This is a genomic window from Streptomyces sp. NBC_01635, from assembly GCF_045209715.1.
Lineage (GTDB): Bacteria > Actinomycetota > Actinomycetes > Streptomycetales > Streptomycetaceae > Streptomyces > Streptomyces hirsutus.
On sequence record NZ_CP109277.1, the window covers coordinates 3,553,016 to 3,569,216 of the forward strand.

18 protein-coding genes, 1 tRNA gene and 1 riboswitch are annotated in these 16,201 nt (G+C 69.6%); of the genes, 8 read left to right on the forward strand and 11 right to left on the reverse strand.

Going from position 1 to position 16,201, the window contains the following annotated elements; translation table 11 throughout:
• Nucleotides 1-64 precede the first annotated feature (64 nt).
• On the reverse strand, nucleotides 65-856 hold the full coding sequence (locus OHB56_RS16595; protein WP_055597120.1) for an ABC transporter permease: 792 nt from the start codon (nucleotides 854-856) through the stop codon (nucleotides 65-67).
• A 154-nt stretch (nucleotides 857-1,010) separates the two neighbouring features.
• Nucleotides 1,011-1,796, reverse strand: a complete 786-nt coding sequence (locus OHB56_RS16600; RefSeq protein ID WP_326757012.1) for an ABC-2 family transporter protein — start codon at nucleotides 1,794-1,796, stop codon at nucleotides 1,011-1,013.
• A gap of 415 nt (nucleotides 1,797-2,211) precedes the next feature.
• On the opposite strand from OHB56_RS16600, the gene OHB56_RS16605 reads away from it, so the two are divergent.
• Nucleotides 2,212-4,542 (forward strand): transglycosylase domain-containing protein, encoded by a 2,331-nt coding sequence (locus OHB56_RS16605; RefSeq protein ID WP_406354131.1) that lies wholly within the window; start codon nucleotides 2,212-2,214, stop codon nucleotides 4,540-4,542.
• Nucleotides 4,543-4,576: 34 nt separating this feature from the next.
• On the opposite strand, the gene sugE is transcribed toward OHB56_RS16605, so the two are convergent.
• The 3 genes from sugE to OHB56_RS16620 form a co-directional block, all read right to left on the reverse strand.
• Nucleotides 4,577-4,897, reverse strand: a complete 321-nt coding sequence (gene sugE / locus OHB56_RS16610) for a quaternary ammonium compound efflux SMR transporter SugE (RefSeq protein ID WP_326752970.1) — start codon at nucleotides 4,895-4,897, stop codon at nucleotides 4,577-4,579.
• A 56-nt stretch (nucleotides 4,898-4,953) separates the two neighbouring features.
• Nucleotides 4,954-5,013, reverse strand: a riboswitch (guanidine-III (ykkC-III) riboswitch).
• A 95-nt stretch (nucleotides 5,014-5,108) separates the two neighbouring features.
• The gene (locus tag OHB56_RS16615; RefSeq protein WP_055597118.1) at nucleotides 5,109-5,465 is read right to left on the reverse strand and encodes a co-chaperone GroES; all 357 of its coding nucleotides are present in this window, start codon (nucleotides 5,463-5,465) and stop codon (nucleotides 5,109-5,111) included.
• Between the two features lie 137 nt (nucleotides 5,466-5,602).
• Complete coding sequence (locus OHB56_RS16620; RefSeq protein ID WP_326752971.1) at nucleotides 5,603-5,932, reverse strand: DUF3618 domain-containing protein; 330 nt, start codon at nucleotides 5,930-5,932, stop codon at nucleotides 5,603-5,605.
• 153 nt (nucleotides 5,933-6,085) lie between these two features.
• Here OHB56_RS16620 and bcp point away from each other — a divergent pair, with 153 nt between their 5' ends.
• The 4 genes from bcp (at nucleotide 6,086) to OHB56_RS16640 (ending at nucleotide 8,103) form a co-directional block, all read left to right on the forward strand.
• Nucleotides 6,086-6,553, forward strand: coding sequence for a thioredoxin-dependent thiol peroxidase (gene bcp, locus OHB56_RS16625; RefSeq protein ID WP_326752972.1), 468 nt, complete (start codon nucleotides 6,086-6,088; stop codon nucleotides 6,551-6,553).
• Between the two features lie 134 nt (nucleotides 6,554-6,687).
• Nucleotides 6,688-7,332, forward strand: a complete 645-nt coding sequence (locus OHB56_RS16630) for an HNH endonuclease signature motif containing protein (RefSeq protein WP_326752973.1) — start codon at nucleotides 6,688-6,690, stop codon at nucleotides 7,330-7,332.
• Nucleotides 7,329-7,997: an HNH endonuclease signature motif containing protein gene (locus OHB56_RS16635; protein WP_326752974.1), complete on the forward strand. Its 669-nt coding sequence runs from the start codon at nucleotides 7,329-7,331 to the stop codon at nucleotides 7,995-7,997. The genes OHB56_RS16630 and OHB56_RS16635 overlap by 4 nt, the downstream gene beginning before the upstream one ends.
• A 20-nt stretch (nucleotides 7,998-8,017) precedes the next feature.
• A tRNA-Leu gene (locus OHB56_RS16640) sits at nucleotides 8,018-8,103 on the forward strand.
• A gap of 39 nt (nucleotides 8,104-8,142) precedes the next feature.
• Here the strand turns inward: OHB56_RS16640 and rdgB are convergent.
• The 4 genes from rdgB to OHB56_RS16660 form a co-directional block, all read right to left on the reverse strand.
• Entirely contained in the window at nucleotides 8,143-8,745 is a 603-nt protein-coding gene (rdgB, locus tag OHB56_RS16645; protein WP_355885851.1) for an RdgB/HAM1 family non-canonical purine NTP pyrophosphatase, read from the reverse strand.
• 61 nt (nucleotides 8,746-8,806) lie between these two features.
• A complete protein-coding gene (locus tag OHB56_RS16650; RefSeq protein WP_406354135.1) occupies nucleotides 8,807-9,205 on the reverse strand; it encodes a hypothetical protein in 399 nt (132 codons plus the stop codon).
• Between the two features lie 143 nt (nucleotides 9,206-9,348).
• Nucleotides 9,349-10,086, reverse strand: coding sequence for a ribonuclease PH (gene rph / locus OHB56_RS16655; RefSeq protein ID WP_326752977.1), 738 nt, complete (start codon nucleotides 10,084-10,086; stop codon nucleotides 9,349-9,351).
• 150 nt (nucleotides 10,087-10,236) lie between these two features.
• Nucleotides 10,237-10,470, reverse strand: coding sequence for a glucose PTS transporter subunit EIIB (locus OHB56_RS16660; RefSeq protein ID WP_055626277.1), 234 nt, complete (start codon nucleotides 10,468-10,470; stop codon nucleotides 10,237-10,239).
• A gap of 208 nt (nucleotides 10,471-10,678) precedes the next feature.
• Here OHB56_RS16660 and OHB56_RS16665 point away from each other — a divergent pair, with 208 nt between their 5' ends.
• Together OHB56_RS16665 and OHB56_RS16670 are read left to right on the forward strand one after the other, a co-directional pair.
• Nucleotides 10,679-11,986, forward strand: coding sequence for a PTS transporter subunit EIIC (locus OHB56_RS16665; RefSeq protein WP_406354138.1), 1,308 nt, complete (start codon nucleotides 10,679-10,681; stop codon nucleotides 11,984-11,986).
• A 280-nt stretch (nucleotides 11,987-12,266) separates the two neighbouring features.
• On the forward strand, nucleotides 12,267-13,517 hold the full coding sequence (locus tag OHB56_RS16670; RefSeq protein WP_406354140.1) for a PTS transporter subunit EIIC: 1,251 nt from the start codon (nucleotides 12,267-12,269) through the stop codon (nucleotides 13,515-13,517).
• A 130-nt stretch (nucleotides 13,518-13,647) separates the two neighbouring features.
• Here the strand turns inward: OHB56_RS16670 and OHB56_RS16675 are convergent, their stop codons facing one another.
• Nucleotides 13,648-14,397, reverse strand: coding sequence for an MBL fold metallo-hydrolase (locus OHB56_RS16675; protein WP_406354142.1), 750 nt, complete (start codon nucleotides 14,395-14,397; stop codon nucleotides 13,648-13,650).
• A gap of 201 nt (nucleotides 14,398-14,598) precedes the next feature.
• Between OHB56_RS16675 and OHB56_RS16680 the strand changes: the two genes are divergently transcribed.
• Nucleotides 14,599-15,093, forward strand: coding sequence for a type II toxin-antitoxin system PemK/MazF family toxin (locus tag OHB56_RS16680; protein ID WP_406354144.1), 495 nt, complete (start codon nucleotides 14,599-14,601; stop codon nucleotides 15,091-15,093).
• Nucleotides 15,094-15,246: 153 nt separating this feature from the next.
• On the opposite strand, the gene OHB56_RS16685 is transcribed toward OHB56_RS16680, so the two are convergent.
• Entirely contained in the window at nucleotides 15,247-16,197 is a 951-nt protein-coding gene (locus OHB56_RS16685) for a PLP-dependent cysteine synthase family protein (protein WP_055596885.1), read from the reverse strand.
• Nucleotides 16,198-16,201 lie beyond the last annotated feature (4 nt).

The window sequence follows — 16,201 nt, forward strand, 5'->3', positions numbered from 1 at the left end:
CTCCCGTCACCGCCGTCGCCGCCGTCACCCTCGCCATACGCACGCGCGCCGCCGTCGCCCACCGTCAACTCCCTGTACTCCGATACGAACGCAGCCCCGCCCGCCACGCCAGCCCCGCCAGCACGCAGCACACCGCCGCCACCGGCGGCGCCATGAACGCCGCCCACTGCGGCAGGTCCAGCGGATACGGCCGCCCCAGCACATAGGACGCGGGCACCCAGTTGACGAAGGCGAGCGGCAGCACGAACGTCATGCCGCGCACCAGTTCCTGCGCGAACACCACCGGCGGATACTGCAGCATCGTCTGACCGCCGTAGGTGAACGCGTTCTGCACCTCGGACGCGTCCTGCGCGACGAACTGGAAGGCCGCGCCCCCCACGAACACCGCGCAGAAGATCGCCGCGCCGCTGACCACCGTCACCGGCATCAGCAGCAGCTTCGGCGCCGTCCAGACGATGTCCAGCGAGGCGACGGCCCAGCCGAGGACCAGCAGCCCCTGCAGCAGGCGCCCGACGCGGCGCAGGGCGAAGCGGTCCGCGGCGACCTGCGCGAGCACCGGCACCGGCCGCACCAGCAGCGTGTCGAGCGTGCCGTCACGCACCCGGCGTCCCAGCCGGTCCATCGAGCCCAGCGTCAGGTCCGCGATGCCGAACGACACGATGGACAGGCCGTACAGGAAGGCCACCTCGGCCAGGGCATGGCCGGCCAGCACATCGACGTGCGAGAACATCAGCGCGATGCCGACGAAGTCAAGGCCGGTCACCACCACCCCGCCGATGGTCGTCAGTACGAACGACGTGCGGTACACCATGGTCGAGCGGATCCACATCCCCGCGATCAGCCCGTACGCGCGCATCCCCTGCGCCAGCCCGGACCTCCTTCCGGGCCTCCTGCCGGGCCTCCTGCCGGAGCTCCTGCCGGACCCTTCACCGGGCCCCTCGCCGGGCCCCTCGCCGGGCCGGCCACCGACCCGCCCGCCGGCCTCCGCCACGCCGGGCCGCCCACCGCCCTCAGCCACCCTGGACCACCACCCGTCGCGTCGCCGCCGACTGCAGCAGCCGTCCCGCCACCAGCAGCGCCACCGCCCAGGCGCCCTGGAGCGCGAAGACCCGCAGCGCGCTCGTCTCCCCCATCAGGACGTCGGCCGGCCCCTGGAGCAGCGCCGCCCAGGGCAGCATCCGTACGACCTCGCCGAACGCGCCCGGGAACACGTTCAGCGGCAGCACCAGGCCCGAGCAGAGCATCCCCACGATCATCAGCATCTGCATCGCCCCCGTACCGTCCATCAGCCAGAACGCGCTCAGCGCCACCAGGTAGCGGATCGCGTAGCTGACCACCATCGCGAGCAGCACCGTCGTCAGGAAGGCGGCCCAGGTCAGCGGATCGTCCGGCAGCGCCACCGGGAAGACCGTCACCCCGAACAGGAAGGGGATCACGCCCCGCCCCAGCAGCTGGAACACCGACCGGCCCAGATCCTGCGCCAGCCACCACCCCTGCAGGTCGGCGGGCCGGTACAGATCGATCGCGACGGCACCCGTACGGATCCGCTCCATCAGCTCGACCTCGAAGCCGCCGCCCTGAATGGCCAGCGTCGCGTACAGCGCCTGCCCCAGCCACACGTACGTGACCGCCTGCGCCTGCCCGTATCCCCCGAGGTCCGGCCGCTCGTTCCACAGCGCCAGATAGGTGTACACGAGGATCAGGCCGAAGACGGTGTTGGTGAACACCCCGGCCGCCGTCGCCGCCCGGTACGTCGCGTACCGCCGGAAGCCGCCCACCGCGACCGCCCCGTACAACCGGACCGACGACCGGACCGACGACCGGGCCGAGCCTCCCCCCACAACCCGCCTCCGGTCCTCGCCTCACCCGGCGTCCTCGCACAGCGTTCTCGTCCGACGTCCTCGCCCGGCGCCCGAGCGCACGAACCTAGTGCCGACAGCCGAGGCCCTGCCAGGCATTTTCCGGCTGTCCGGGGCCATACGTGTGAGAAGCCGCGCCGCGGACCGACACGCGCCGCCGACGGGAACGGACCCACGGATGCGACAGTCTTCTCCAAAGGGACGCACGACGCGTACACGCACGCACCGCGTGTACCGCCCGAACCAGCCGTAATAGCTGTAACAGTCGAATCGGTTGTACCAGCCGTAACAGCAGTAACAGCCGCAATGGCCGTACCCTCAGAAAAAAGCGAAACAGGAGTCCGTGCACGACATGAGCGACGAGCCGCAGCCACAGCAGCCCGCCCCGGGCAAGCGCAACCGCACCGGATGGCGTCGGATCGTCCCCACCTGGCGGATGACGCTGGGCGCCTTCCTCGCCGGCGCGCTCCTGCTCACCGGCGGCTTCTTCCTCGGCTACCACCTCGTGCACATCCCGTCCGCCAACGCCCTCGCGCTCAAGCAGGCCAACGTCTACCTGTACGCCGACGGCTCCGCCATCGCCCGGGACGGCGAGGTCAACCGGGAGAACGTCGGCCTCGGCCGGATCTCCCAGGACGCGCAGCACGCCGTCCTCGCCGCCGAGGACCGCGACTTCTACACCGAGTCCGCCATCGACCCCCAGGCCATGCTCCGCGCCGCCTGGAACACCGCCACCGGCAAGGGCAAGCAGTCCGGCTCCACCATCACCCAGCAGTACGTGAAGAACTACTACCTCCAGCAGGAGCAGACCGTCACCCGCAAGGTGAAGGAGTTCTTCATCGCGATCAAGCTGGACCGCGAGCAGAGCAAGGAAAAGATCCTCGAGGGCTACCTCAACACCAGCTACTTCGGCCGCAACGCCTACGGCATCCAGGCCGCCGCCCAGGCCTACTACGGCATGGACGCCCAGGACCTCGACGCCGGCCGCGCCGCCTACCTCGCCGCCCTGGTCAACGCCCCCAGCCAGTACGACGTCATCGCCCACCCCGAGAACCGCCCCGCAGCCGAGTCCCGCTGGAACTACGTCCTGGACGGCATGGTCGAGCAGGGCTGGCTGAGCGAGACAAAGCGCGCCGGCCTGAAGTTCCCCCCGCCCAAGGAGAGCACCAACTCCACCGGCATGTCCGGCCAGCGCGGCTACCTCGTGCAGATCATGAAGGACCACCTCATCCGGAACAAGATCGTGAGCGAGGAGGAACTCGACGCGGGCGGCTACCGCATCACCACCACCCTGCAGAAGGACAAGCAGAACGCCTTCGTCGACGCCGTCAACGACAAACTGGTGGACCGGCTCGACCAGAAGGAGCGCAAGGTCGACACGTACGTCCGCGCGGGCGGCGCCGCCGTCGAGCCGAAGACCGGCAAGGTCCGCGCCATGTACAACGGCATCGACTACGTCAAGCAGTACACACCCAACGCCACCCGTAGGGATTACCAGGTCGGCTCCATCTTCAAGCCGTTCGTGTTCGCCGCCGCCGTCGCGAACGGGTCCCGCACCCAGGACGGCCTCCCCATCACCCCGAACACCGTCTACGACGGCACCAACAAGCGCCCCGTCCAGGGCTGGTCCGGCGGCCTCTACGACCCGGCCAACGAGGACGACCGCTCGTACGGCGACATCACCGTCCGCGAGGCCACCGACAAGTCCGTCAACGCCGTCTACGCCCAGATGGCGGTCGACGTCGGCTCCGACAAGGTCCAGCAGACCGCCGTCGACCTCGGCATCCCCTCCACCACACCCGAACTCACCCCCTCCCCCTCCATCGCCCTCGGCGTGGCCACCGCCAGCGCCCTGGACATGGCCGAGGCGTACGCGACCCTCGCCAACCACGGCGTGCACAGCGACTCCACCATGATCGAGAAGATCACCAAGAACGAGAGGGAAACGGTGCCGCTGCCCGAGCGGAAGAGCCGCCGGGCGGTCAGCCGCGAGGCCGCCGACACCACCACCGCCGTCCTGCGCGGCGTCGTCCAGAACGGCACCGCGACCGCCGCCCTCGGCGCGGGCCGCCCCGCCGCCGGCAAGACCGGCACCGCGGAGGAGGACAAGGCCGCCTGGTTCGCCGGCTACACCCCCGAACTGGCCACCGTCGTCGCGGTCATGGGCCAGAACCCGGACACCGCCGTGCAGGAGAAGCTGTACGGCGCGATGGGCCTGTCCCGCGTCAACGGCGGCGGGGTCCCCGCCGAGATCTGGGCCCAGTTCACCCGGGAGGCACTGGAGGGCGAGCCCGTCAGCGACTTCGACCTCGAACTGCAGCCGGACGCCGAACGGACCGCGCCGCCGACCGCCGACACCGGTTCCCGTCCGCCCACGACCACCCCGGGCGACGACACACCCACCACCCCCGGACCGGACGAGAACGCGCCCCGGAACCCGGGCCCGGACGACAGCACCGGCCGGGGCCGCGCCGAAGGCGGGACGAACGAAGGCGCCGGCGGCGACACCACGACCGGCGGCACGGACGGCGACACCTCCACCGGCGGCACCACGGACGGAACCAACGGCGGCACCACGGGCGACACGGACAGCGGCGGAACCGGCTCGTCCGACGGCGAGAACCCCGGCACGGGCGGCCGCGGCGGCCTCACCGGCTTCATCCCACGCGCCCGCGGGGAGTGAGCGCGGGAAGCGACCGCGCTCAGCGATCAGCCACTCAGTGCCCCGACGTCGCCTTCAGCCCCACCACGGCGACCACCAGCAGGCACACGAAGAAGATCCGGGCGGCGGTCACCGGCTCCCCCAGCACCACCATGCCCAGCACCGCCGCCCCGGCGGCACCGATCCCCACCCACACGCCGTACGCCGTACCGATCGGCAGCGTCTTCGCCGCGTACGACAGCAGCACCATGCTCGCCACGATGCCGGCACCGGTGAGCACGCTGGGAACCAGCCGGGTGAACCCCTCGGTGTACTTCATCCCGATCGCCCAGCCGACCTCGAGCAGACCGGCGACGATCAACAGAACCCACGCCACGACAGGCACCTCCGGAACACACGTCGACGGTCGACGAACCGTCGAATCGAAACGGGAGTGCGTCGTCTTTGCCTCACCCCGGTACGGCGCGTCTCGTCGGGGCCCAGTGGGTCCCCCCACTCCAAAGCCCTGGCCAGACAGCCGGAAGGGCTGGTGACCATGGTCACCAGCCCTTCCGTCCACCACGGCGACGCCGCGGCGGTCCACGGGTCTACAGGTACAGGCCCGTCGAGTCCTCCGACCCCTCGAACCGGTCCGCGGCCACGGCGTGCAGATCACGCTCCCGCATCAGCACGTACGCGGTGCCCCGCACCTCGACCTCCGCACGGTCCTCCGGGTCGTACAGCACCCGGTCGCCCGTCTCCACCGTCCGGACGTTCTGTCCCACCGCGACGACCTCGGCCCAGGCCAGCCGACGGCCGACGGCCGCCGTCGCGGGAATCAGGATGCCGCCCCCGGACCGCCGCTCGCCCTCACTCGCGTCCTGCCGCACCAGTACGCGGTCGTGCAGCATCCGGATGGGCAGCTTGTCGTGCCGGGGGTCGTGCTCGTTCTTCTTCGCGCTCACGCCTGAAACCTACCTGCCTTGGCCACGGACGTACGCGATCGGGTCCACGTACGTTCCGGCCCGAGTCCGAGTCCGAGTCCTGGTACAAGTCCTGGTACGAGTACGGGTGGGAGTACGGGTACGAGTCCGCGTACGGATCAACGCCTGCGTCGACGCGACCCCAGAGCCAGCAGCCCCGCCACACCCACTACCAGAACCACGGCCGGCACGATCCGCTCCAGCCGCGGCGCGCCGTTCAGGTCCACGAACTGCACCTTGACGTCGCTCACCACACGATTGACACCGACATACGCCCTGCCGAGGGTGTGATCGACATGGGAGGCGACCCTGGCCTTCGCATCGCCGACGATCGTCTTCGGATGCACCCGCACGCCGATCTCGTCCAGGGTCTCGGCCAGCACCGCGCGACGGCGCTTGATGTCCGCCTCGATCTCCGCCGGGGTTCTGGTGTCCGCCGTGTCCGCCACCGTGTCGCCTCCGAAATCCGCTGAAACCATAAAAGCCGTACCTGTGCCGGACAGTCTGTCAGCTTCGTGCCGCCCCGCACGGTCAGGGCACCCGGTTACCCTCGATCCCGGCACCCGATCCACCCAGCGTGTACGTACGAGGAGACCAGACCGATGAGCGAACGCCTCGAGCCCGGAGCCCCGGCCCCCGCCTTCACCCTGCCCGACGCCGACGGCAACGAGGTGTCCCTGGCCGACCACAAGGGCCGCAAGGTCATCGTCTACTTCTACCCGGCGGCGCTCACGCCCGGCTGCACCAAGCAGGCCTGCGACTTCACCGACAACCTCGAGCTGCTGGCCGGCGCGGGCTACGACGTCATCGGCATCTCCCCCGACAAGCCCGAGAAGCTCGCCAAGTTCCGCGACACGGAGTCCCTGAAGATCACCCTCCTCTCCGACCCCGACAAGAAGGTCCTGGAGGCGTACGGCGCCTTCGGCGAGAAGAAGCTGTACGGCAAGACGGTCGTCGGCGTGATCCGCTCCACGGTCGTCGTCGACGAGGAGGGCAAGGTCGAACGCGCCCTCTACAACGTCAAGGCGACGGGCCACGTGGCCAAGATCATCAGGGATCTGGGCGTCTGACCCGAAGCACCCGCGAACGGCCCGCACCGGCACCCGGTACGGGCCGTTCCGCATATCGTGCGTGACCGTCCGATAAACGATTCGTTACTCCGTACGAGGCCACGAACGGGTGGCCTAGGAACGGAGGGGACTCGATGGGGACAAGCGCGTACACCAAGGAGCGGCTGGAGGAGGCGGCTCGGGGGGCACGGACGTTGTCGGAGGCGTTGGTGCGACTGGGGGTGGATCCGAAGAGTTCGACGAGGCGGTACGTACTGGGACGGATGAAGAAGCTCGGGGTCGACACGGCGCACTTCCAACGTGAGGGGGTGAAGTGGACCCGGGACGTCCTCCAGGAGGCGGTCTCGGCCTCCACGAACATGTGCGAGGTGTTGCGGCATCTCGGGCTGGAGGTGGTCGGTGGGCACCACACGCACATCAGCCGCCGGATCAAGGCGTACGGCCTGGACATCTCGCACTTCCGGATGCCGACCCGGAGAGGTAAACCCTGGCGCCCGCGGACGCCGGAGAACCTGCTCGTCGAGCAGCCACCCGCTCAGGCCCGGCGCATCCCGAGCGACCGGATCAAGTGGGCGATGACCGCCCTGGGCGTACCGGAGCAGTGCACCCTCTGCGGTACCGGAAGCGTGTGGCGGGGGCGCTCGCTCCCGTTGGAGGTCGACCACGTGGACGGCGACTGGCGAAACAACCGCATCGAGAACCTGCGGTTTCTGTGCCCCAACTGCCACTCGACAACGGACAATTACCGGGGACGCGGCAGGGGACGTGCGAGCCGATGAGCAGTGGCGTGCGGTACACCCGCGATCGGCTGGCAGAAGCTGCCGCACAGTGCTCCAGCCTCGATGAGGTGATCATCTTCTTCGGCACCCAGCCGTACGACCATCTCCGCCGATACCTCGCCAAGCGCTTTGCTCACTTCGGGATCGACATATCTCATTTCAGCCCTTCCGATGGGATTGCCCGGCCCATCGCCGAAGAACTACGTACGGTAGTCGCCGAATCCGTTTCGATCGCTGCGGTACTTCGTCGGCTGGGGCAGCCGAACAGCGGTACGCAGCGCACCCTCCTGCGCCAGTGGATCGCTGAGGAGAACGTCTCGACGGCGCACTTTCTGGGACAGGCCCATCAGCGCGGCAAGCCCGGTCCTGTCCCCCTCAGGCGACCTGAGGACATTCTGATCAAGCACGATGGCAAACATCGGACGAAGACCGCACTCCTGCGTCGGGCGCTCTGCGGAGTCGGCGTGCCCAATGAGTGCGCCGAGTGCGGTACGGGCCCCGAATGGCTGGGCAAGCCCATGACGCTGGAGGTCGATCACGTCAACGGGGATTGGCGGGACGACCGGCGCGAGAATCTGCGGTTGCTGTGCCCAAACTGCCATGCGGTCACAAGCACCTGGTGCCGTGGCGGCCGACGACGCTCCCCTCAAACGAGCACCAAGTGACAGGTAGCATGGCCCGGCATGCGGCCGTGTTGGAATGGCAGACAAGCGGCGCTTAGAACGCCGTGGGCGAAAGCCCGTGTGGGTTCGAGTCCCACCGGCCGCACCACGTGGAGGGGCCGCCTGGCCGGGCGGCCCCTCTCGCATGTCACCCCAGCAGCTCCCGCACCGCCGGCACCAGCGCCCGGAAGGCCTTGCCCCGGTGGCTGATGGCGTTCTTCTCCGCCGCGGAAAGCTCCGCGCAGGTGCGGGTCTCGCCCTCCGGCTGGAGGATCGGGTCGTAGCCGAAGCCGCCGGTGCCGGCCGGGGTGTGGCGCAGGGTGCCTCGCAGGTGGCCTTCGACGACGCGTTCCGTGCCGTCGGGGAGGGCCAGGGCGGCGGCGCAGGCGAAGTGGGCGTCGCGGTGGGTGTCGGCGATGTCGGAGAGCTGGGCCAGGAGCAGGTCGAGGTTGGCCCGGTCGTCGCCGTGGCGGCCCGCCCAGCGGGCGGAGAAGATGCCGGGGGCGCCGCCAAGGACGTCGACGCAGAGGCCGGAGTCGTCGGCGACGGCGGGGTGACCGGTGGCGCGGGCGAGGGCGTGGGCCTTGAGGAGGGCGTTCTCGGCGAAGGTGGTGCCGGTCTCCTTGACGTCGGGGACGTCGGGGTAGGCGTCGGCGCCGACGAGTTCGTGGGGCAGTCCGGCTTCGGCGAGGATCGACCGCAGTTCGGTGATCTTTCCGGCGTTGCGGGTGGCGAGGATCAGGCGGGTCATGGGGTCCAGTATCCCGGGCCCCGTTCCGGGCCCCGTCCCGCCGGCCGCTCCTCCCGGTGCCCTACGGGGTGCAGACCTTCGTCAGTTCGCCGGCCGCGTCGGTGACCGGGCTGAGGTCGGGGGTGGTTTCGCCCTTCTCGACGGAGGTGCGGACGTTGCCGACGGCCTTGTCGAGGTCGTCGACGGCCTTGCCGACGTCGGCGTTGTCGGTCTGGTCGCCTATCTCGCCGAGGTTCTGGTCGATGGAGTCGAGGGACTCCTCGAGTTGGGTGACGTCGTCGGAGGCGTTCTCCACGGCCTGCTGGAGTTCGGTGACGCTGTCGGCGATGGCGTCGGCGGTCCGGACGCAGTCGAGTGCCTTGTCGACGGCACTGCAGCCGGTGGTAAGTCCGGCGGTGAGGACGACAGCCGCCAGGGTGGCGGTGACGGCTGTGGTGCGGCGTCGGCGGCTCGCGGCCATGGAACGGTCCCTCCCTGTGGGGCCGGGTGGCCCTCGTCGCTGGCCGGGTGTGCGGAGCCGGTCCGTCCGTACGCCCGTACCTCTACGGACGCGGGGGTGGCCGGCGCGGTTGCCCGCGTCGGCCACGTCCTTTGGTACGTCCTTTACCTTTCGAGGACGCTATCAAGTGCGGTGCGCTGCGCGGTAGTCAGTTCGGCACAGCCGGCGACGGCGAGGTCGAGGAGGGTGTTCAGTTCGGTCCGGTCGAAGGGCGCGGCCTCGGCGGTGCCCTGGACCTCGACGAAGCGGCCGTCGCCGGTGCAGATGACGTTCATGTCGGTGTCGGCGCGGACGTCCTCCTCGTAGCGGAGGTCGAGGAGGGGGACGCCGTCGACGATGCCGACGGAGACGGCGCTGACGGTGCCGGTGAGGGGCTGGCGGCTGGCGCGGATGAGCTTGTTGTCCCTGGACCAGTTGATGGCGTCGGCGAGGGCGACGTAGGCGCCGGTGATGGCGGCGGTGCGGGTGCCGCCGTCGGCCTGGAGGACGTCGCAGTCGAGGACGATGGTGTTCTCGCCGAGTTGCTTGTAGTCGATGACGGCGCGCAGGGACCGGCCGATGAGGCGGCTGATCTCGTGGGTGCGTCCGCCGATGCGGCCGCGGACGGATTCGCGGTCGCCGCGCGTGTTGGTGGCGCGGGGAAGCATCGAGTACTCGGCGGTGACCCAGCCCTCGCCGCTGCCCTTGCGCCAGCGGGGGACGCCTTCGGTGACGGAGGCGGTGCAGAGGACCTTGGTGTCGCCGAAGGAGACGAGGACGGAGCCTTCGGCGTGCTTGCTCCAGCCGCGTTCGATGGTGACCGGGCGGAGTTGTTCGGGGGTGCGGCCGTCGATTCGAGACATGGTGTCGAGCCTAGCCGCATACGGGAGGGGCCCCTTCCCTGTGCGGCGGGTGTGCTGCCGTCGGGAAGGGGCCTTCAGGCGCCGGGAGTTCCCGGTGCCGTGGATCTCCGGGCGCTTCGGGTGCTCCGGGTGTTCAGGAGGTTCCGGCTGTCACATCATGTCTTCGATCTCGGCCGCGAGGGGGTCGGCGTCGGTGCCGATGACGACCTGGACGGCGGTGCCCATCTTGACGACGCCGTGGGCGCCGGCGGACTTCAGTGCGGCGTCGTCGACCTTGGAGGGGTCGACGACTTCGGTGCGGAGGCGGGTGATGCAGCCTTCGATCTCTTCGATGTTGTCGATGCCGCCGAGCCCGGCAACGATCTTCTCAGCCTTGGTGGCCATGTTCGCTCTCCCTGATCCGAACCGCTTTTGTCGCAGTAACCCACAGTTGGTCAATCTTTGCGAGCGGTCGTGCCGTCTGCGCCGAAGGATGGCGTCACGACAGCGGAACCGTCCCCAACTGGTCTACACCACCGGGGGGACCGTCGCCAAACCCTTCCGGCGGACCTCCCCCTGAGCCTCCCGGCCAATCTCCAGCAAAGGGGACCGGATGAGTACGCGGAGCCCCGCCGGTGCCGGTCCGGAGCTCGGTCCCCTGCGTGAGCGACGGCAGCGGCTGTTCCAGGGGCTGCAGAAGATGGGCCGCAGTCTGCAGTTGCCGATCGCGGTGCTGCCGGCGGCGGGCATCCTCAACCGGCTGGGGCAGCCGGACGTGTTCGGGGACGACGGTCTGGGGTGGACGGACGTCTCCAAGGTGATGGTGGGCGCGGGCGGCGCGCTGCTGGACGGTTCGCTGGGGCTGCCGCTGCTGTTCTGTGTCGGTGTGGCCATCGGCATGGCGAAGAAGGCGGACGGGTCGACGGCGCTGGCGGCGGTGGTGGGGTTCCTCGTCTACTACACGGTGCTGCGTCAGTTCCCGCTGGACTGCCCGGAGGGCTCGAAGGCGGTGGTGAACGTCGGCTGCCAGGTGGCGGACGGGACGGTGACGGTTTTCGAGTACCAGAATCCCGGGGTGTTCGGCGGCATCGTCCTCGGTCTGACGGCGGCGTACCTCTGGCAGCGGTTCCACCGGACGAAGCTGGTGGACTGGCTGGGCTTCTTCAACGGCCGCCGGCTCGTGCCGATCATCATGGCGTTCGCGGCGATCGCGTTCGCCGCCCTGTGCCTGTGGATCTGGCCGCCGATCGGTGACGCGCTGGAGGGTTTCAGCGACTGGATGGTGGGTCTGGGCGTGTGGGGCGCGGGTGTGTTCGGCGTCGCGAACCGGGCGCTGCTGGTGGTGGGGCTGCACCAGTTCCTGAACGTGCCGGTGTGGTTCCAGTTCGGCAGTTTCACCAAGCCGGACGGGTCGGTGGTGCACGGTGACATCAACATGTTCCTGGCGGGCGACCCGGACGCCGGGCAGTTCCTCTCCGGGTTCTTCCCGATCATGATGTTCGCGCTGCCGGCGGCGGCACTGGCGATCACGCACTGCGCGAAGCCGGCCCGCCGCAAGGAGGTCGGCGGTCTGATGCTGTCGGTGGCGCTGACGTCGTTCGTGACGGGGATCACGGAGCCGCTCGAGTACTCGTTCCTGTTCGTCGCGCCGGCGCTGTACGTGGTGCACGCGGTGCTGACGGGTGTGTCGATGGCGGTGACGTGGGGGCTGGGGGTGCACGACGGGTTCAGCTTCTCGGCGGGGCTGATCGACTACGTCATCAACTGGAACCTGGCGACGAGACCGTGGGCGATCGTCCCGATCGGGCTGTGCTTCGCGGCGGTGTACTACGCGGTCTTCCGGTTCGCGATCACGAAGTTCGACCTGAGGACGCCGGGCCGGGAGGCGGAGGAGGAGGTGGAGGACACCACCAAGGCCTGACCGCGGGAGCACCGCCGCGAAGCACAGCCCGCGGGAGCGCTGCCGGCGGGCATCGCGTTTCCGGGCGTCGTCTTTTAGTCTGGAACCGGTCGTCCAAGCCCTCGGACCATGGGTCCGGGGGCCTTTCGGTGCGTCCGGAGGAACAGGGAGGAGCGACCGCGGGACGGGCACGCAGTGTAGCCCTCCGGTTGCGGAATCCGAGGGTTCCTTACATCGCCTTCATCATGCTAGAAACAGGTCTACACCACTCAGTGGTGTAGACCACCACGATGGAGGAAGTATGAGCACCGCCACCGCCTCGGCGGCTCCCGCGAAGAAGCGGGGATCCGGCCTGTTCCAGGGCCTGCAAAAGGTGGGTCGCAGTCTGCAGTTGCCGATCGCGGTGCTGCCGGCGGCGGGCATCCTGCTGCGGTTCGGCCAGCCCGATGTGTTCGGCGCCGACGGTCTCGGCTGGGACAGGGTCGCGGCCGTGTTCGCCACCGCGGGCGGCGCGATCTTCGACAATCTGCCGCTGCTGTTCTGCATCGGTGTGGCCATCGGCTTCGCCAAGAAGGCGGACGGCTCCACGGCGCTCGCCGCCCTGGTCGGCTTCCTGGTCTACAGCAACGTCCTGAAGGCGTTCCCCGTCACCGAGGCGAAGGTGCAGGCCGGCGAGGACATAGCCGCGACCTACAACAACCCCGGTGTGCTCGGCGGCATCCTGATGGGTCTGCTGGCGGCGGTGCTCTGGCAGCGGTTCCACCGGACGAAGCTGGTGGACTGGCTCGGCTTCTTCAACGGCCGTCGGCTCGTGCCGATCATCATGGCGTTCGTCGGCACCGTGATGGGTGTCTTCTTCGGCCTGGTCTGGGAGCCGATCGGTGACGGCATCTCGGCGGTCGGTGAGTGGATCACCGGGCTCGGCGCGGTCGGCGCGGGTCTGTTCGGCCTGATCAACCGCGCGCTGATCCCGATCGGCATGCACCAGTTCGTGAACACCGTCTCCTGGTTCCAGATCGGCGACTTCACCAACGCCGCGGGCGAGGTCGTGCACGGCGACCTGAACCGCTTCTTCGCGGGCGACCCGGACGCCGGAATGTTCATGTCGGGCTTCTTCCCGATCATGATGTTCGGTCTGCCGGCCGCCGCGATCGCCATCGCGCACGCCGCCCGCCCGGAGCGCCGCAAGGCCGTGATGGGCATGATGGTCTCCCTCGCGCTGACCTCCTTCGTGACCGGTGTGACCGAGCCCATCGAGTTCGCGTTCATGTTCATCGCCCCGGCGCTGTACGTGATCCACGCGGTGCTCACCGCCCTGTCCATGGCGATCACCTGGGCGCTCGGGGTGCACACGGGCTTCACCTTCTCCGCGGGCGCCATCGACTACGGGCTCAACTGGAACCTGGCGACCAGACCATGGCTGATCATCCCCATCGGTCTGGTGTTCGCGGCGGTCTACTACACGCTCTTCCGCTTCGCCATCGTCAAGTTCAACCTGCCGACCCCGGGCCGCGAGCCCGAGGAGGAGGTCGAGGACGCCACCAAGGCGTGAGCGGTCCTCGTCGTCCCACGGCGACAGCGTGACCGAGGCCCCGGAGCCGTCGAGGACGACGGCTCCGGGGCCTCGGTGCGTGCGGGCGCGGGCGGGCCCGCTGGCCCGCTGGCGGGCAAGGTACGGGGGATCAGATCACATACGTCACGCCGGGCGCCGCCAGTTCCACCGGTCCGTCGTAGACCGCGCGCGCGTCGGCGAGGTTGACCTGCGGGTCGGTCCACGGGGCGATGTGGGTGAGGACCAGCCGGCGGGCACGGGCGCGGGCCGCCGACTCACCCGCCTCGCGGCCGTTGAGGTGCAGGTCGGGGATGTTCTCCTTGCCGGCGGTGAAGGCGGCCTCGCACAGGAAGAGGTCGGTGTCGCGGGCGAGTTCGTCGAGCGCGGTGCTCACCCCGGTGTCGCCGGAGTACGTCAGCGACTTCCCTCCGTGCTCGATGCGGATGGCGTACGCCTCCACCGGGTGCGCGACGCGTTCGGTGTGCACGACGAACGGGCCGAGCTCGAAGGTGGACGGCTTGACCGTGTGGAAGTCGAAGACCTCGCTCATGGAGGAGGCGGAGGGGGTGTCGGCGTAGGCCGTGGTCAGCCGGTGCTCCGTGCCCTCGGGTCCGTAGACCGGGAGCGGGTCGCAGCGGCCGTCGTGCCGGTAGTAGCGCACCACGAAGTACGCGCACATGTCGATGCAGTGGTCGGCGTGCAGGTGGCTGAGGAAGATCGCGTCCAGGTCGTAGAGACCGCAGTGGCGCTGCAACTCGCCCAGGGCGCCGTTGCCCATGTCGAGGAGCAGCCGGAAGCCGTCGGCCTCGACGAGGTAGCTCGAACAGGCCGATTCCACGGACGGGAACGACCCCGAGCAGCCGACGACGGTGAGCTTCATGAAGCAGAAACCTCCGCTGGCGGGGTAGTGAAAACGGGGGTCGTGCGGTTCATCGAGCGTAAGGCGCAAAACCTTTGGTCGCTCCTCCGCCAGGGTCTGTTGTGGGGGAACTCACCTGTGCTGTCACCGGTTCGGTGGGAAGCGGATCACGCGGGGCGCGAGAGGGCGCACGGCTGCGGCCCGCGCCGGTACGGTCGGGTCATGAACACGTCGTGGTGGCTCGCACTCGTCGCGGTGGTCCTGCTCGCGCTGGTCGCCGCGCTCGTCGACGGATGGGGCCGGGGGCACCGTCACCGGGCCCGCGTCCGGAGTGCGCCGGCCGGGGCGGGGACCGTGACGGACGCCGGGGACGACCGGCCCCGGCCCGCGGAGATCTGGTGGGCGGACGTGCCCTACGAGGACGTGCCGCGGGCGGGGGGCGGGGTGCCGGTGGGAGACGGGGCGTCGAAGGACCGGCCGTGCCTGGTGCTGGCGGTGCGTGGGGAGCGGGTGACGGTCGCGAAGATCACGACACGCTTCCGGGACGGACGCGCCGCGGTGATCCCGCTGCCACCGGGGTCGGTCGGGGACGCCCGGGACCGGGCGAGTTTCCTGGAGACGGACGAGCTGCGCGAGGTCCCGCTGCGGGAGTTCCGGCGCAGGGTGGGGCCGGTCGACCCGGCGGTGTGGGACCGGGTCCGGTACCTGGCGGAGTGAGCACGTCGGAGCATGTAGCGGAACACCTGCCGGAGAACGCGGCGGAGGATGCGCCGGAACACCTGCCAGGAAACGTGCCGGAGAACGGCGAAGGGGCCGGAGTGGATCTCCGGCCCCTTCGTTTCTGCCCTCGTGTTCGTCCTGCCCCGTGGGTCACGCCCAGAGCTGGCCCTGGAGCGTTTCGATGGCTTCCTCCGTCGTCGCGGCGGTGTAGACACCGGTCGACAGGTACTTCCAGCCGCCGTCGGCGACGACGAAGACGACGTCGGCGGTCTCCCCCGCCTGGAGCGCCTTCTTCGCGACGCCGAGCGCGGCGTGCAGGGCGGCCCCGGTGGAGACACCGGCGAAGATGCCTTCCTGCTGGAGGAGTTCACGGGTCCGGGTGACGGCGTCGGCGGAGCCGACCGAGAACCGGGTGGTGAGGACGGAGGCGTCGTACAGCTCGGGGACGAAGCCCTCGTCGAGGTTGCGCAGCCCGTAGACGAGGTCGTCGTAGCGGGGTTCGGCCGCGACGATCTTCACGTCGGGCTTGTGCTCGCGCAGGTAGCGGCCGACGCCCATGAGGGTGCCGGTGGTGCCGAGACCGGCCACGAAGTGCGTGATCGAGGGCAGGTCGGTGAGGATCTCCGGACCGGTGGTCGCATAGTGGGCGCCCGCGTTGTCCGGGTTGCCGTACTGGTAGAGCATCACCCAGTCCGGGTGCTCGGCGCCGATCTCCTTGGCGACCCGCACGGCGGTGTTGGAGCCGCCGGCGGCCGGGGAGGAGATGATCTCCGCCCCCCACATGGCCAGCAGGTCGCGGCGTTCCTGCGAGGTGTTCTCGGGCATCACGCACACCATGCGGTAGCCCTTGAGCTTGGCGGCCATGGCCAGGGAGATGCCGGTGTTGCCGGACGTCGGTTCCAGGATGGTGCAGCCCGGGGTCAGCCGGCCGTCCTTCTCCGCCTGTTCGATCATGAACAGGGCCGGCCGGTCCTTGATCGAGCCGGTCGGGTTGCGGTCCTCGAGCTTCGCCCAGACACGGACGTCGGCGGACGGCGAGAGCCGCGGCAGGCGCACCAACGGGGTGTTGCCCACCGCTGCCAGGGGGGAGTCGTAGCGCATCCGG

Coding starts and splice junctions, on each gene's coding strand:
- OHB56_RS16630 (WP_326752973.1), top strand. CDS start 6,688: ATGGGGACAAGCGCGTACACCAAGGAGCGGCTGGAGGAGGCGGCTCGG.
- OHB56_RS16675 (WP_406354142.1), bottom strand. CDS start 14,397: ATGAAGCTCACCGTCGTCGGCTGCTCGGGGTCGTTCCCGTCCGTGGAA.
- OHB56_RS16595 (WP_055597120.1), bottom strand. CDS start 856: ATGCGCGCGTACGGGCTGATCGCGGGGATGTGGATCCGCTCGACCATG.
- OHB56_RS16670 (WP_406354140.1), top strand. CDS start 12,267: ATGAGCACCGCCACCGCCTCGGCGGCTCCCGCGAAGAAGCGGGGATCC.
- OHB56_RS16685 (WP_055596885.1), bottom strand. CDS start 16,197: ATGCGCTACGACTCCCCCCTGGCAGCGGTGGGCAACACCCCGTTGGTG.
- OHB56_RS16660 (WP_055626277.1), bottom strand. CDS start 10,470: ATGGCCACCAAGGCTGAGAAGATCGTTGCCGGGCTCGGCGGCATCGAC.
- rph (WP_326752977.1), bottom strand. CDS start 10,086: ATGTCTCGAATCGACGGCCGCACCCCCGAACAACTCCGCCCGGTCACC.
- OHB56_RS16635 (WP_326752974.1), top strand. CDS start 7,329: ATGAGCAGTGGCGTGCGGTACACCCGCGATCGGCTGGCAGAAGCTGCC.
- rdgB (WP_355885851.1), bottom strand. CDS start 8,745: ATGACCCGCCTGATCCTCGCCACCCGCAACGCCGGAAAGATCACCGAA.
- OHB56_RS16665 (WP_406354138.1), top strand. CDS start 10,679: ATGAGTACGCGGAGCCCCGCCGGTGCCGGTCCGGAGCTCGGTCCCCTG.
- OHB56_RS16605 (WP_406354131.1), top strand. CDS start 2,212: ATGAGCGACGAGCCGCAGCCACAGCAGCCCGCCCCGGGCAAGCGCAAC.
- bcp (WP_326752972.1), top strand. CDS start 6,086: ATGAGCGAACGCCTCGAGCCCGGAGCCCCGGCCCCCGCCTTCACCCTG.
- OHB56_RS16680 (WP_406354144.1), top strand. CDS start 14,599: ATGAACACGTCGTGGTGGCTCGCACTCGTCGCGGTGGTCCTGCTCGCG.
- OHB56_RS16650 (WP_406354135.1), bottom strand. CDS start 9,205: ATGGCCGCGAGCCGCCGACGCCGCACCACAGCCGTCACCGCCACCCTG.